This window comes from Bacillus sp. 7884-1 (assembly GCF_002272245.1).
Classification (GTDB): domain Bacteria; phylum Bacillota; class Bacilli; order Bacillales; family Cytobacillaceae; genus Neobacillus.
This window is the reverse complement of the sequence record NZ_NPDD01000221.1, coordinates 1-13,950: the sequence shown is the minus strand read 5'-3', so window position 1 is coordinate 13,950 and position 13,950 is coordinate 1. Positions and strand designations below refer to the sequence as shown.

At 36.1% G+C, this 13,950-nt stretch carries 16 protein-coding genes; 7 read left to right on the top strand and 9 right to left on the bottom strand.

What is annotated here, in order from left to right:
* Positions 1 to 91: 91 nt before the first annotated feature.
* Both CHI06_RS24230 and helD read left to right on the top strand, forming a co-directional pair.
* Positions 92 to 985 carry a hypothetical protein gene (locus CHI06_RS24230; protein ID WP_095251130.1) on the top strand — a complete coding sequence of 298 codons (894 nt, stop codon included), beginning with the start codon at positions 92 to 94 and terminating at the stop codon, positions 983 to 985.
* A gap of 186 nt (positions 986 to 1,171) precedes the next feature.
* Complete coding sequence (gene helD / locus CHI06_RS24225; protein WP_095251129.1) at positions 1,172 to 3,499, top strand: RNA polymerase recycling motor HelD; 2,328 nt, start codon at positions 1,172 to 1,174, stop codon at positions 3,497 to 3,499.
* A gap of 37 nt (positions 3,500 to 3,536) precedes the next feature.
* Here the strand turns inward: helD and CHI06_RS24220 are convergent, their stop codons facing one another.
* Positions 3,537 to 3,674 (bottom strand): BA3454 family stress response protein, encoded by a 138-nt coding sequence (locus tag CHI06_RS24220; RefSeq protein WP_095251128.1) that lies wholly within the window; start codon positions 3,672 to 3,674, stop codon positions 3,537 to 3,539.
* An 83-nt stretch (positions 3,675 to 3,757) separates the two neighbouring features.
* Between CHI06_RS24220 and CHI06_RS24215 the strand changes: the two genes are divergently transcribed.
* Entirely contained in the window at positions 3,758 to 4,234 is a 477-nt protein-coding gene (locus CHI06_RS24215; protein WP_257009440.1) for a GNAT family N-acetyltransferase, read from the top strand.
* Here CHI06_RS24215 and CHI06_RS24210 read toward each other — a convergent pair.
* Positions 4,231 to 4,461 carry a hypothetical protein gene (locus CHI06_RS24210; protein WP_095251126.1) on the bottom strand — a complete coding sequence of 77 codons (231 nt, stop codon included), beginning with the start codon at positions 4,459 to 4,461 and terminating at the stop codon, positions 4,231 to 4,233. The two genes, CHI06_RS24215 and CHI06_RS24210, sit on opposite strands and share 4 nt — an antisense overlap.
* Before the next feature lie 245 nt (positions 4,462 to 4,706).
* Between CHI06_RS24210 and asnS the strand changes: the two genes are divergently transcribed.
* Positions 4,707 to 6,098 (top strand): asparagine--tRNA ligase, encoded by a 1,392-nt coding sequence (gene asnS / locus CHI06_RS24205; protein ID WP_095251125.1) that lies wholly within the window; start codon positions 4,707 to 4,709, stop codon positions 6,096 to 6,098.
* A gap of 91 nt (positions 6,099 to 6,189) precedes the next feature.
* On the opposite strand, the gene CHI06_RS24200 is transcribed toward asnS, so the two are convergent.
* Positions 6,190 to 6,363: a hypothetical protein gene (locus tag CHI06_RS24200; protein ID WP_193747866.1), complete on the bottom strand. Its 174-nt coding sequence runs from the start codon at positions 6,361 to 6,363 to the stop codon at positions 6,190 to 6,192.
* Between the two features lie 175 nt (positions 6,364 to 6,538).
* On the opposite strand from CHI06_RS24200, the gene CHI06_RS24195 reads away from it, so the two are divergent.
* Positions 6,539 to 6,760, top strand: a complete 222-nt coding sequence (locus CHI06_RS24195) for a helix-turn-helix domain-containing protein (RefSeq protein WP_095251123.1) — start codon at positions 6,539 to 6,541, stop codon at positions 6,758 to 6,760.
* A 257-nt stretch (positions 6,761 to 7,017) separates the two neighbouring features.
* Positions 7,018 to 7,218, top strand: coding sequence for a cold-shock protein (locus CHI06_RS24190; protein ID WP_095251122.1), 201 nt, complete (start codon positions 7,018 to 7,020; stop codon positions 7,216 to 7,218).
* 243 nt (positions 7,219 to 7,461) lie between these two features.
* Here CHI06_RS24190 and CHI06_RS24185 read toward each other — a convergent pair whose 3' ends face one another.
* A complete protein-coding gene (locus CHI06_RS24185) occupies positions 7,462 to 8,076 on the bottom strand; it encodes a PH domain-containing protein (protein ID WP_095251121.1) in 615 nt (204 codons plus the stop codon).
* A gap of 230 nt (positions 8,077 to 8,306) precedes the next feature.
* Here CHI06_RS24185 and CHI06_RS24180 point away from each other — a divergent pair, with 230 nt between their 5' ends.
* Positions 8,307 to 9,275: a DMT family transporter gene (locus tag CHI06_RS24180; RefSeq protein WP_095251120.1), complete on the top strand. Its 969-nt coding sequence runs from the start codon at positions 8,307 to 8,309 to the stop codon at positions 9,273 to 9,275.
* Positions 9,276 to 9,318: 43 nt separating this feature from the next.
* Here the strand turns inward: CHI06_RS24180 and CHI06_RS24175 are convergent, their stop codons facing one another.
* The 5 genes from CHI06_RS24175 to CHI06_RS24155 form a co-directional block, all read right to left on the bottom strand.
* Complete coding sequence (locus tag CHI06_RS24175; protein WP_095251119.1) at positions 9,319 to 10,179, bottom strand: DUF421 domain-containing protein; 861 nt, start codon at positions 10,177 to 10,179, stop codon at positions 9,319 to 9,321.
* Positions 10,180 to 10,199: 20 nt separating this feature from the next.
* A complete protein-coding gene (locus tag CHI06_RS24170; protein WP_095251118.1) occupies positions 10,200 to 10,403 on the bottom strand; it encodes a DUF1657 domain-containing protein in 204 nt (67 codons plus the stop codon).
* A 63-nt stretch (positions 10,404 to 10,466) separates the two neighbouring features.
* Complete coding sequence (locus CHI06_RS24165) at positions 10,467 to 10,670, bottom strand: DUF1657 domain-containing protein (RefSeq protein ID WP_095251117.1); 204 nt, start codon at positions 10,668 to 10,670, stop codon at positions 10,467 to 10,469.
* A gap of 83 nt (positions 10,671 to 10,753) precedes the next feature.
* Positions 10,754 to 12,007, bottom strand: coding sequence for an erythromycin esterase family protein (locus CHI06_RS24160; protein ID WP_095251116.1), 1,254 nt, complete (start codon positions 12,005 to 12,007; stop codon positions 10,754 to 10,756).
* A 110-nt stretch (positions 12,008 to 12,117) separates the two neighbouring features.
* Positions 12,118 to 12,900, bottom strand: a complete 783-nt coding sequence (locus CHI06_RS24155) for a GNAT family N-acetyltransferase (RefSeq protein WP_095251131.1) — start codon at positions 12,898 to 12,900, stop codon at positions 12,118 to 12,120.
* Positions 12,901 to 13,950 lie beyond the last annotated feature (1,050 nt).

Here is a 13,950-nt window from a genome sequence, read left to right as displayed (position 1 = left end):
CTTTTACTATGTTATAGACGAAATGTTGGAATGAAACGGGTGGAAATTCAAATACTACCAATAATACTGCTTAATGAAATGGGATATGTGTATGAAGAATTCCAAACGTAATAAAATACCTTTTATTATCTTGTTCCTTATCCACACAACTCTTCTAGGTGTTTCTTTTTATAAATCTAGGAATAAAAAGCATTTATTTACTCTCTTAATGTCAAATATCGGTTTTGCTTATCTACTGGAGTTTTTTGTATTAAATCTTTTTAAAGCTTATAAATATAAACCAAAAGTGATGAAATATGACTTTTTTGATAATATTTTTGGTGCTATATTATCACAAGCCATTTTTGTCCCATTTACGGCCCTATTCTTAACTGCTTCGAAATTAGGATGGGTATGGAAATTACTTGGCGGCATATATTTTACACTGGTGGAACTCTTATTTTTAAGGTTAAAAGTATATAAACATTATTGGTGGAAAACCGGATACACCTTAATTTTGATTCCAATCTACTTTAACATCAGTGATTGGTGGAATTTATTTTTAAGTAAGAAAAATCCGGTCATTCGCTTTATTTCGCTATTCTTAATGATTATGGTAACAGAAGCAAATTTGTTATTTCTCTTTGCGTCAACCCGTAAGATTCGTTTCGGATTTGGAAAGTATCATTCATGGACAGAGCATTTTATTATCGTCCCTTTGTATGCAATTTCCTTAGCTCTTTTTTCAACTATATCCTTCTTGAAAGAGAATAATTGGAGTGCAAACCTAAGGGTTTTGGTAATGAGTATTGGGTTAGATCAGTTTTTTAAAAAATTTAATCTATCAAAGGTTAAATTTAATGGTGTAGACTATTTTTCTATACGTATATTAATGATATTGCTATATGGACAATTTAGAGATTGGGTTTATGGAAAGAGAAGAACTGTTGAATTAGAGAATTTTGGGGTTGAAAAGGTAGCTGAAATAGTGAGTAATCGAGATTAGTCATAAAAAAAAACGCCTTCAGGGCGCAGGATATATATTGAAATCAATAAGTAATCGTGATAATATTAATTTTGGTCTTGAAATACAATTATATATAGAATAAAAATTCCCTAATAGTATATTAGCACATCAAGGGTATGGTTGTCAAATATATATGGGAAGAAAATTTGTCTGGAGAGTGGTCAAATGAGCGAAACCTTAAATAGGGACTTACAATTGGAGCAGGAACGAGTAAGTACAGTAATTAAGGAAATTGATAAGAAAAAGCAAAAACTCCAGCAAAATACTGGAGGAGTTAGTTCGGATGTACTAGAGCTTCGAAAGACCTTTTGGGAAGATGTAACGGTTAATATGGATGAGCCGGATGATGTTATCGAAACGGCAGCCAGTATAAAACAACAGGCAGAATTGTTATCAGAGCGGGAACGGACGTATAAACAAATGGATAAACAGCTCCGTATCCTTGAACGCTTAAGTTATTCCCCTTATTTTGGACGGATTAATTTTTTGGAGACGGGGGAGAACAACGTTGACCATGTGTATCTCGGAATTGCTTCACTTATGGATGAGAATGATGAGAATTTTTTAATTTATGATTGGCGAGCACCTATTTCCAGCCTTTATTACGATTTTGCCCCGGGCCCAGCTTCTTATCAAACAATGGACGGTAAGATTGAAGGGGAGATGAATCTAAAAAGACAATTTATCATTCGAGCTGCCAATATAAAGGCCATGTTTGATACAGGAGTAACCATTGGGGATGAAATGCTTCAAGAGGTCCTTGGAAATAACGCTAATGCACAAATGAAAAGTATTGTAGCTACGATTCAGAGAGAACAAAATTTAATCATTCGGAATGAGAAAAGTAAACTCCTTATCGTTCAAGGGGTAGCAGGAAGTGGTAAAACATCTGCTGCTCTACAACGTGTTGCCTATTTGCTCTACCGGTATCGTGAAACGTTGAAGTCTGAGAATATTATGCTGTTCTCACCGAACCCATTGTTTAACTCCTACGTATCGACAGTACTCCCTGAACTGGGTGAAGAGAACATGGAGCAGGCTACCTTTATGGAATATTTAAATAATCGAATCGGGAATCAATTCCAAGTTGAGGACCCTTTTGACCAGATGGAATTTTTACTTAACAACAAGGAGGGACATTCAGATTATCAAGCCAGGGTTAAAGGAATCCGCTATAAATCAAGCCTAGCGTTTAAACAAATTATTGATCTGTATGTAATTGATTTATCTAGAAAAGGTCTGCTTTTTAAAGATTTAATTTTCCGAGGCGAGATTGTCTTCTCTAAGGAAGCGATCTATGATTACTTTTATTCGTTAGATAATAGTTTTACCATTCCTAATCGACTGGAAATGGTAAAGGATTGGCTATTAAGAGAGTTAAAAAGAAGAGTCAAACAGGAACGTTCAAAAAGCTGGGTTGAGGAAGAAATTCAATTTCTTGAAAAAGAGGATTATTTAGAGGTATACCAGGAACTGCAGGATAAAGAGCGTTTTACTGATAAGAGTTTTGATGATTTTGAACTGGAACAAAAGATTCTTGCTGAAAAAGTCGTGAAACAAAAATTTAGACCATTATTTGCTCGAGTAAAAAGATTAAATTTTATCGATATGCAGGGATTGTATAGTCAGCTATTTAAAAGAGGGGCTGATAATAAAGAAGTCCTTTTTGATGACTGGAAACAAATATGTTTGCAGACTGTTGAACAGGTTGCAAACTTTAAAATTGCCTATGAGGATGCAACTCCTTTTGTCTACTTACAGGATTTACTGAAAGGCAGAAAATCAACAACAGGTATACGTCATATTTTCATTGATGAAGCACAGGACTATTCACCGTTTCAGTTTGCGTTAATTGAAAGGCTTTTTCCCTATAGTAAAATGACACTTCTTGGCGACTTCAATCAAGCAATCTTCTCAGGTGCGACAGGGTCACCTACAGTTATATCGGATTATGAAGAAAAGGGAGATGACATCGAGAAGATTATTTTGACAAAAACCTATCGTTCTACTAAGGAAATTGTAGATTTCACCAGTTCCTTGATTGACGGTGGAGAGAGAATCGAACCCTTTAATCGACATGGTAAAAAACCAACAATAAAAAAAGCTGATCCACACCTATTAAATGGGTTCATTCTAGATAAAATAAATGAGTTTTTTAATGAAGGGCATAGAACGATAGCGGTTATTTGCAGGACGGCTGCAGAGAGTAAAACCGTATATAATGCACTTAAGGATGAACTACCTTTACATTTAATTGAGAAGGCTACTATCGCTTATGAAAAAGGCATCTTGGTAATACCGTCGTATTTAGCAAAAGGAATCGAATTTGATGCCGTTATTCTTTATGACAGTTCTCATTATAGAAATGAAAGTGAACGGAAATTATTTTATACCGTCTGCACTCGTGCGATGCACAGGCTCCATATGTTTATAACAAATGGCATGAGCCCGTTAATGAAGGATGTAGCGGAAACATTATACAATGTAGAATAAAGAACAAAAAAACAGCGTCCAGAGTTAGGACGCTGTTTTAGTTATCTTGCCATTGCTTTTGAACCTGTTCATAAGCAAGACGGTAAATTTCTTCTTCGGAAGTGTTTGGGTTTGCTAATACATTTGTTAAATAGTTTTTTCCTTTATATGTTACTTTTACATTTACTTGGAGCATAATATCACCTTTTTCATTTAAATTTGTAAGCCATTTAAGGTCATTGTTATAATTGTTTTATCGTTTGGAACAGGAGGGAAATCATGTCAGTGCATTTTGAAGAGATAACAAAAGAAACGCTTTATATTGCGCTTGAAATTATAAATTCAAATCCATATTATAATGTTGTTGAAAATGGTCGTGACCAAAGGGAACTTGAAGAAATCGAAGAAGAGTTTTTGAACCCTGTCACTACAAGTGTTTTTATCAAGCTGGATGATACCTATATTGGGGTTATGGATTACTTAATGGAAAATCCAAAAGACCAAAGCCCGTGGCTGGGACTTCTAATGATTCATGGTGATTACCAAGGATTTGGTTTTGGTACACAGGCATATGCTCTTTATGAAAGTGATATACGTAAAAGAGGTTTAGTACGGACTCGCATTGGAGTCATCAGAGAAAATGTAAAGGCGAAACAGTTTTGGGATTCATTGGGGTTTCTTTATATTAAAACAGCTTTAAGTGAAAATGGCAAGGAAATTTTCGTTTATGAAAAAAACTTCCCGAAGGAAGCCTAGACCTCAAGTAACAAAAATTCCTCGGCAAACTTCTGTACCTGAAGTTTATTTATTGTTTTCTTCCTTAATGTAGATTCTGCCATTACTAAATGGGCATGGATAGCAGTATTTCTTTTTAATTCTCTAATAGATACATCGCCATTCAGTAATTGAATGGCTTTTTCTCGGATGTCTTGACTCTTAGAAGAATGATACAGGAGAAAAGCAATACAAGTAACTTTATCCACAATCAACACTCCTTTTAACAAGAATCGAACATTTCTTAATAAATTCGACTAAAGGTTGAAAAAATCCTGCAAATATTCTGAAAAATATCCAAAAGATTACAGGAAAATTTGTTGAATATTGCTTATTTGGCAGGAGTTTAATATAATATTGAAGGGATATAACAATGATACTGTGGAAACTTACCTTCTAGTCCCTTGTGACGGGAGGATTTTTATTTTTACATAAGAGTTGGAGGTTGTAAAAAATGAAACAAGCCTTAATTAAGGATTTGTACAGAAATACAGAGAGTTACATTGACCAGAAGGTAGAGTTATCTGGTTGGATTCGCACGATTCGTGATTCAAAAACCTTTGGTTTCATTGAATTGAATGATGGAAGCTTCTTTAAAGGAGTTCAAATCGTATTTGATGAGCAATTAGAGAACTTTAAAGAGATTGCAAAGCTCTCAATAAGTTCATCAATTAGAGTAGCAGGAGATTTCATTCATACTCCTCAAGCAAAACAGCCCTTTGAGATCAAAGCAACAAATATTTCCATTGAAGGACTTTCAAATAGTGATTATCCTTTACAAAAGAAAAAACATTCATTTGAATACTTAAGAACTATTTCTCATTTAAGACCCCGCACCAATACTTTTTCAGCTGTTTTTCGTGTTAGGTCTTTAGCTTCGTATGCGATTCACAAATTCTTCCAAGATAAAGGATTTGTATACGTTCATTCACCAATTATCACAGGAAGTGACACAGAGGGTGCAGGTGAGATGTTCCGAGTTACCACTCTTGATATCGATAACCCTCCTAAAAATGAAGAAGGTAAAACGGATTTGTCAAAGGATTTCTTTAATAAAGAAACCAACCTGACTGTTAGCGGCCAATTATCTGCGGAGGCTTTTGCCTTGGCGTTCCGCAATGTTTATACATTTGGTCCAACCTTTAGAGCGGAGAACTCCAATACTGCGAGACACGCAGCCGAGTTCTGGATGATTGAACCGGAATTGGCATTTGCAGAGCTTCCAGATATCATGGACCTTGCTGAAGATATGGTTAAGAATGTAATTGGCTATGTCCTTGAACAAGCGCCGGAGGAAATGAACTTCTTTAACAGCTTTATTGAAAAAGGTTTATTAGATCGCCTTAACAATGCTCATACTTCAAGTTTTGGACGTGTGACTTATACGGAAGCAATTAATATTTTAATGGAGTCAGGCGAAACTTTTGCCTACCCAGTCGAATGGGGACTCGACTTGCAAACAGAGCATGAGCGCTATTTATGCGAGAAAGTTTTCAAAAAACCTGTTTTTGTTACGGATTATCCGAAGGAAATCAAAGCGTTCTATATGAGATTGAATGAAGATAATAGAACAGTTGCGGCAACTGATTTACTTGTACCAGGAATCGGGGAATTAATCGGAGGAAGCCAGCGTGAAGAGCGCGAGGATATTCTTGCAGGGAAAATTAATGACCTTGGTATGAATGAAGAAGATTATTGGTGGTACCTAGAATTAAGGAAATACGGCGGTACAAAACACTCAGGCTACGGTCTAGGCTTTGAACGCTTAATTATGTACCTTACAGGTATGTCAAACATTAGAGATGTCATTCCATTCCCAAGAACCACAGGTAGTGCAGAGTTCTAAAAAGAAAAGTGGAAGCGCCTTGGCGCTGAAGCTAGACAGTAACAAATATAAAAGAAGACCAATCCCATGGATTTGGTCTTTTTTCATTCATTTATTGAGTTTGAAATTCTTCTTCGAAAAAAAATGTACCGGGATGCTCCTTAACAATGTAAGAATATCTTTTCATATTTTTCACATATTGCCATTTTAGAATGGTAACTTCTTCGCCAGTGTCCTTTAGTTTCACAGTTTGCCCGCTATTGAACCTGTTATTTGAGTTTCTCAAATCAACACCCCTTTTTTTCATCAATTTAATTATATCACACTTTTTATTTCATCGCCTGTTACTGTCTAGTGAAGCTTTTTCAGTGACATTAACCCTGTTGAAACAGTGGATGATATGAGATTCCTTTCATTTAAATTTCCATTGTGTTACACTATTTAAAAAGTGAGGTGTCATTTTGTCAACTTATAAAGCGAAAAAGAGTAACCTCAAAGCCCTATTATCAAAAAACAGCATGAATCTTGAAGGTTTGGAAAAGAACACACACATTCCTTTAGACCAGCTTAACGGCTATATGTCAAAGAAAGTGATGAACCTAAGTACAGCGATGACGATTTCCAAGGAATTAAATTGCCAAATTGAAGATTTATACGACTGGGAATTAGAAAAGAAGGCTTAAGTTCTTATTTGTGTCACTAGGGGAATTATCCTAGTGGCATTTTTAATAACTTGACCATTCTATATGGTGTTTATTCAAGTTAAAAGTGGAAGAGTCAAGGACGAGAACTTGCTTAATTTTTCATTCTCTGGTATGATTATGTAGAATTATTTTTGTTCGGTAGTAAAGGGAAGAATAAGTAACAGCTTTTCGCCTGGATCTTTAAAGAGCAAGAATAGTAATACAATGTGTGGATTACACACTAGGAGGCAACAAATATGGAAAACGGTAAAGTAAAATGGTTTAATGCAGAAAAAGGTTTCGGATTTATCGAGCGCGAAGGTGGAGAAGATGTATTCGTTCACTTTTCAGCAATCCAAGGCGAAGGCTTTAAAACTCTAGAAGAAGGTCAATCAGTAACTTTTGATGTTGAAAAAGGCGCTCGTGGACCTCAAGCAGCTAACGTAAACAAAGCTTAATCACATAGCATGTGAAAAAACAGACCCAAAAGGGTCTGTTTTTTTTATTTGGCTGTGTTAAAGTAACTGTTGATTTAAGAACTATGTTGATTTGTGCGGAAGGCGCGAGGACTCCTCGAAAATGCAATTGCATTTTCTTCGTGCGTGGGCAGATTCGAGGAAGTAAATCAATGTCCTGCAGGAGGCTTCCCGAACCGCCTGGAGCACAAATCAACAGCCCAATTTAACACAGCTTTTATTTACCTAGTTATTAATGTATTTTTCAAATACAAAGCCAAAGTCTTTTACACTATATTGCTTTTTGCTTTCCTCTAACCATTGGAATGCAGCTTGATTTAGCATTTTGAATTGTACGACTAAGTTGTTATCTGTACTATTAACTCGACCTAAAGTAGTGGAGGCAATATCAAGGCTTTCCTTGGCAAAACGAAGAGAAATTTCATTATCATGAGTCAGTTCTGATATCTTTATGAGCGCCTTGTATAAGTCTTTAACTTCTTCAATGTGTTTTTTATGGATATCAATCGAAAATGGCTGTGAGCCAATTTTAAATTTAATTTCAATATCAAGGTCGACAGTGCCAGCAGTCTCAAGCTTCACATCGGATATTTTATTTGTAGCGTAACTATAACGATGAAGCATCCTCTTTTTACTCGTAGCACTTGTTCCATCAAGATGAATAAGGGCATTATTGGTGAAGCAATATTCATCTGATTTTGATTTGATTAAGAAGTAAATCTTTTCGTTATCTTCGTGCATAACATAATCATCGGAATCAACCTTATCATAATTTTCTGGTTTAATGACAGAACCAACATCACTTAACCCTAATATATCCGCTGCTACTTTTCCAAACATACTATCAACCTCACTCACCCAAATTTTAGTTGCCATTCAACTTATACGAATAGGTTCTCAAGAAGTTTCGTGTTTTTTGAACGACGAAACAATTTATGCGTCATTTTTTCGTCTTATGCTCCCTTTAGAAATTACAAATAATTCAGATATTTGATATAATAAAAAAATGCATCCATTGGAGTGAACGATTTTCATTGGAAGGAAATGAATTTTAAAGGGGAATATAGGTAATGCGACCGATTTTATTAGGCATATTAGCTGCCTTCTTTTTTGCATTTACGTTTATCATCAACCGTTCTATGGAGTTAGATGGAGGGAGCTGGATATGGAGTGCTTCTCTTCGATATTTCTTTATGATTCCACCGCTATTGCTTCTTGTTTATGGGAGGAAAAATCTTAAGCATTTATTGGTGGAGATGAAAAATAATCCGCGTTCCTGGCTCCTATGGAGCTTTGTAGGCTTCGGTCTATTTTACGGACCAATTTGTTTTTCCGCTGCCTATGCACCTGGCTGGTTAATCGCTTCTACCTGGCAAATAACCATTATCTCTGGATCGTTATTAGCCCCGCTATTTTTTGAAACCATTATGACTAAAAAGGGCCCCATCCAGGTGAAAGGCAGAATACCTTTCAAAGGCATGGCTATGTCATTAATTATCTTGCTCGGTATTATTTTAATGCAATTGGAGCAAGCAAGTTCTCTTACGCCAATCGAAGTTTTATTAGGAGTAGTGCCTGTCATAATCGCGTCATTTGCTTACCCTCTAGGGAATAGAAAAATGATGGATGTGTGTGGGGGAAGGCTCGATGTTTTTCAACGCGTATTAGGAATGACACTTGCCAGCATGCCATTATGGATTATATTTGCGATTTATGGATTGTTTACGGTAGGTCCACCAAGTATGGGCCAATCGATTCAATCAGGGCTAGTAGCTATTACCTCGGGTGTAATTGCAACCATTTTATTTTTCCAGGCAACCGATCTCGTAAGAGGAAATATGCAGAAACTAGGAAATGTGGAAGCAACACAATCGATGGAGGTTTTATTTGCCCTAATCGGAGAGTTAATGTTACTGAAAGCGGCATTTCCATCCATGATTTCATGGACGGGAATGATACTAGTAATGGCGGGAATGATGCTGCACAGCTATGTGTCGCATAAAGGTGATATCCTTGATGGAAAAAAAGTAAGTGCATAATCAATGAGAGCCTAATCTATTCGTTGATTAGGCTCAAGAGTTATTAGCTTGTAAGATAGGGTGTTAATTTATCAATTGTCTCCTGTACGAGTTTTGCATTTTTCTTATACATAGCTTTTGATGCCTCGTCTTCTGTTTCAAGAGAAAATATTTCTAAATCAGCCTGTGCCTTTTTTAGTGAGGCTAATAAAAGAGGACGCTGAGTAGGAGAGGGGACTTGTATTTTGTCATCATAGATGTCTACGGTTAATTCACCATATGAATCCACTTGTCCGATAAATACATTGTCCAGGGTAAGTTCAAGCTTTTCCAATTCTGTTTCTAACCATCCTCTGCTTTTTCCTGCAGACCTCAATGATTCATTTAAAATGCTTCCGTCCATGATTACTGTTTGTGGTTCTTTTTCAGTGGGTACCTGCATTTGTAAATCTTTAGGTGTCAATGGACGATTTTCTTTTTTCAATAAGGCACTTAAGGTACCTCGAGGCTCCAGCACCGCAAATTCAACATCTGCTACACGATAGATATCTTTTTGCCTAAGAAGGGCAGATAATTCATCAATGGAGTATTTTTCCTTCTTTAAATTCTCCTCGAGTACCTTCCCATCCTTAATAAATACAGTACCTCTTCCTTCAATGAAGTCTCGGAAAGATTTGCTCTTTAATGCTAAAATGTCAGCGAAGAGAGTTGCAAGGCTAAAAATAACGATAGCCAACATTCCTTGATACATATTTTTTTCAAGACCTGCTATCGCTTCACCAGCAATACTACCGATTGTAATTCCAGAAACATACTCAAAGAAGGAAAGCTCAGAGATTTGTTTCTTTCCCAGTATCTTGGTCATAAAAAATAAAAGAGCTAAGAAGACAAAAGAACGAATGACAATATCAATCCAACTAGGCATATTCATTCACCTCAGAATTTTCAACCATTATATTGTGGTTCAAGTCGTTCGAGTTCCAAAACACGTGTCTGTAAATCTTTTTTAACAGAAGCTATAGTTTCCATGGTATTATGGAAGATTTCTTGAGCACCTTTATCATTAGAATTTAAGGCTAGGGAAGATAACTGTGCTTCAATTCCCTTTATATTCGCAAGGCATTGCTTTACATTTGCAGCAATGGTCATAATTATACTTCCTTTCTAATCGGATAACGAAAAGAGTTGGCAGGGATGCCAACCCTTTCGTTTTTATTGGTTATATTGAGGCTCTTCAGCTAGAATTTCTTGAAGTCTTGGTTCTAGGCTATCAAGGACAGATTGAGTTTGCTGCGCTGCATCCTGATAGAGTTTTTTTGCGTTTTGATTATCTGTTGCTAATGCAAAGGTTTCAAAGCTGGCTTGAGCACTTTTTAATCCTGCTAATGCTTGTTTAACTTGTGTTCCGACTGTCATGGTGTAAGGCCTTCTTTCTTTTTTGAAAAATATATTACAAGCAGTAGTTTGTGGATTAGCTCAGAATTTATGTAATGTGATTTTTAATAAATAAAACTTTCCATTTCTAGTGGATGTAGAGCGTGTGTATTATCTACAAAAATAAATCCATCGTAGCGACTGCTCATGACAGATGGCACATAGTTTCCATATTGCTCATGCTCTGGTCGATAAACAACACCGATAGCACGGTGACCAATTCTTTTACTGAATTCTCCCCGATTTTCATCGTTAAACATGAGGTATTGGTTAAATGCACCAGCTTTATGCATAAGGTTTTCCCAGCTTCCAATTTGTGCAGAGGGGACATTTGTAACGCGAAAATCTACTCCCCATTCCGTTGAAGCGATTACTGTGCCGCTGTTAGTCCCAAAGCCAACAATGTAAACATCCTCAGGGTAATTCTGTTCCCTAATTAACTGACCAACATTTACCATTCCAGCATCTTTCATATCGGTTGCCCGAGCATCACCAACATGCGTATTGTGTTCCCAGATGATTACTTTTTCACCGTCACCATAAAATTTCATTACTGCATTCAAAGCCTCAACCATGTGTATGTCTCTCACGTTCCAAGACTTTGAATCGCTGGTAACCATCGTCCGATAATACTCTTCAGCATTAACAGTAACGAGTGCATTAACCTCCATATTTAGGCTGCTTTCTTCATCGTCATCATATTTCCACTTGTTCTTTTGAATGGCAGAAAGAAGTGCAAGGGCTTCTTTCATGCAGTCCTCTGATAAATATCCTGCTGAGACAGCATATGATTCATTATTCCGGTTAAAAGGTTCAAAGCAATTGAACGCATTTCTAGCCTGTTTAAGTCCTGTGTGACCGGTACGTTCTAAGTATTTTATAATTTCGTCCATACTTTCCCATAAACTATAAACATCTAATCCATAAAATCCTACTTTGTTCTTTCGATTAGTTTGTTGATTGAAAATTTTTAACCACTCTAATAAATCAATGATTTCTTGGTTCGCCCACATCCACGTTGGCCAGCGATTAAAGCTTCCAAGAGCCTCTCTAACATTGTTTGGTGGTGACCCGATGTTTTTTATATATCGATTGATGGATTGGCAGGAAGGCCAGTCACCTTCCACTGCAATAACGGAGAAGCCCTTTTCATTGATTAATCTTTTAGTAAGCTCAGCCCGTATTGTATAAAATTCTGCAGTACCATGTGATGATTCACCCAGAAGGACATACTTTGAGTCACCAATAGCTTCAATTAAAGGATCAAGATCATCAATGGTTTCGAAGGGTTTAGCATATTTCTTTATGGAATCAAACATCAGCAGACATCCTTTCAATACTTGGTCATAATGCTAATCTTCCCTAATGGTATAACAGAATAACAAAAAAACTCCCAAATTTTTTAAAAATGAGAGTTCAACAATTTTAGTTATCTGTACATTGTCCATTTACCAATATCTCTAAACCCTAGACGTTTATAAATACGTCCAGCTTCCGGATTATTATAGAATAAGCAAAGTACTTTACCTTCATTTAATACATCTTTAAAAAGCTTCTGCATAATACTTGTAGCTAAACCTTTGCGTCGATATTCTTTTCTTGTACAAACCCCTACAATCATCGCGGAGATAGAATTTTCAGCAGTAGTTGATACACAAGCAGTCATTTGTCCATCTTCTTTAGTGAAATAGGTTCTAGCAGTATTGGCTTCCATTGATGTTCGTAACATTTCAGCTGCATTATCACTGAGATGAAATTCGTCAATTGTTCTACGAAGGGATAGGATTTGGTCAATTTCATCTATGCTGGCCTTTTTTATGTCCATACGTGTTTCTTCAAGAAATTCTGTGCTCTTACATTCTGCAAATAAGGTTTCTTGTTTCTTACCAAGCTGTAATTCCTTAAATGATTCGAATTTCTCGACAATTTCTGTTTTCCCGGATAAGAAAACTGGCTGTGGGTAAGAGACAATAATCGAGACAAACTCAGCAACATTAAATTCTCCTTTGGCATAAGGAATAAAGGATTGATAGTATCTGAGAAGGACGGCGATGATGTCACCTTGTTGATTGAATTCTGCCCAGATTTCTTGGAAATCGGAATCATATCCAAATACTTCTAAGTCACCAATGATAAATAAATTAATAGAAGGTTCTTCACTTAAGTAAGAAATTACTTGGTAATGGTCATTTTTGGTTAATTTCCTAATGATAATAATCGCCCCCTTGGATGCTAATATCTTATCCAAAAAGTGGGTATTGTTCAATATTAATAATGTAATAGTTTGGCTAAAAATGATTATTTTTAATAGTCTAGTAATTTAGAAAAGTTCACCAATTCGTCACAACAGTGTGTTTTAGGAGTGCATTTTCGGTGATATACTATAAGTGTAAAGAAGATATAAAAAGTTAACTTCTTAGGAGACTCAACCATCCGTGTTCGTTCCGTGTGTGAACGAGTAGTAAAGGTTTTCCCTTTGCAATGTTTGGTTGGTGGAGCGATGTAAATTGAATTGGTAAGGTGCAAGACTATCGAAACTTTCTTTTTAGTGAAAGAGAAATTCTTCTTTTCAAATGAAAGTACACCAGTTATTGTAATTTGGGAGTAAAGAGTAGTTTGTCTACCTATGTAAAAAGTACGTAGATAAAAATCTCAAACCAAATACGATCTTTCTTAAAATTATGATGGAAGCTTCCTTCGCGAAGAAACCTAAAGTAATAAGAATAGAAAGAATCTAAAAAACAATAACTAAAACAAATAGGAGCAGTCAACTATTTGGTCCTGTAATTTGATGAAGGAGCTCACCTAAAGGTAAGGAGTAGTAAGGGGATAGTAATATTCAATAAATGAAGAATCTTTATTCATATTATTATCTAAACCTTCAACCAATCCAAATGTCACATTGCCAAGAAACCAAACCAAATAAAAGGATAATGAGTCAATCGGTAGTACCGGTAATTTTGTTTCTTTTAAGGAATTTGAATTCCATTAAATCCCATGTGAATTAATTCCTTCAACGGAACAACACACATCGGCTAATTGTCCAACCTTCCATTAGATCATCAAATGACTAAAAGGAAGAGTAAAGAACACTTTGGCTGATGTCATGGTTGGGTCCCCTAAGAGGTTAATATTCCCAAGAAGCTGTCTCAATAGAGGTGGCTTCTTTATTTTTGTGCTTTATTAAAAAATAATGTTGATTTCAAACACTGATTGATTTTCGTTCCAGGCACGAGACTCCTCGAAAATGCTATCGCATTTT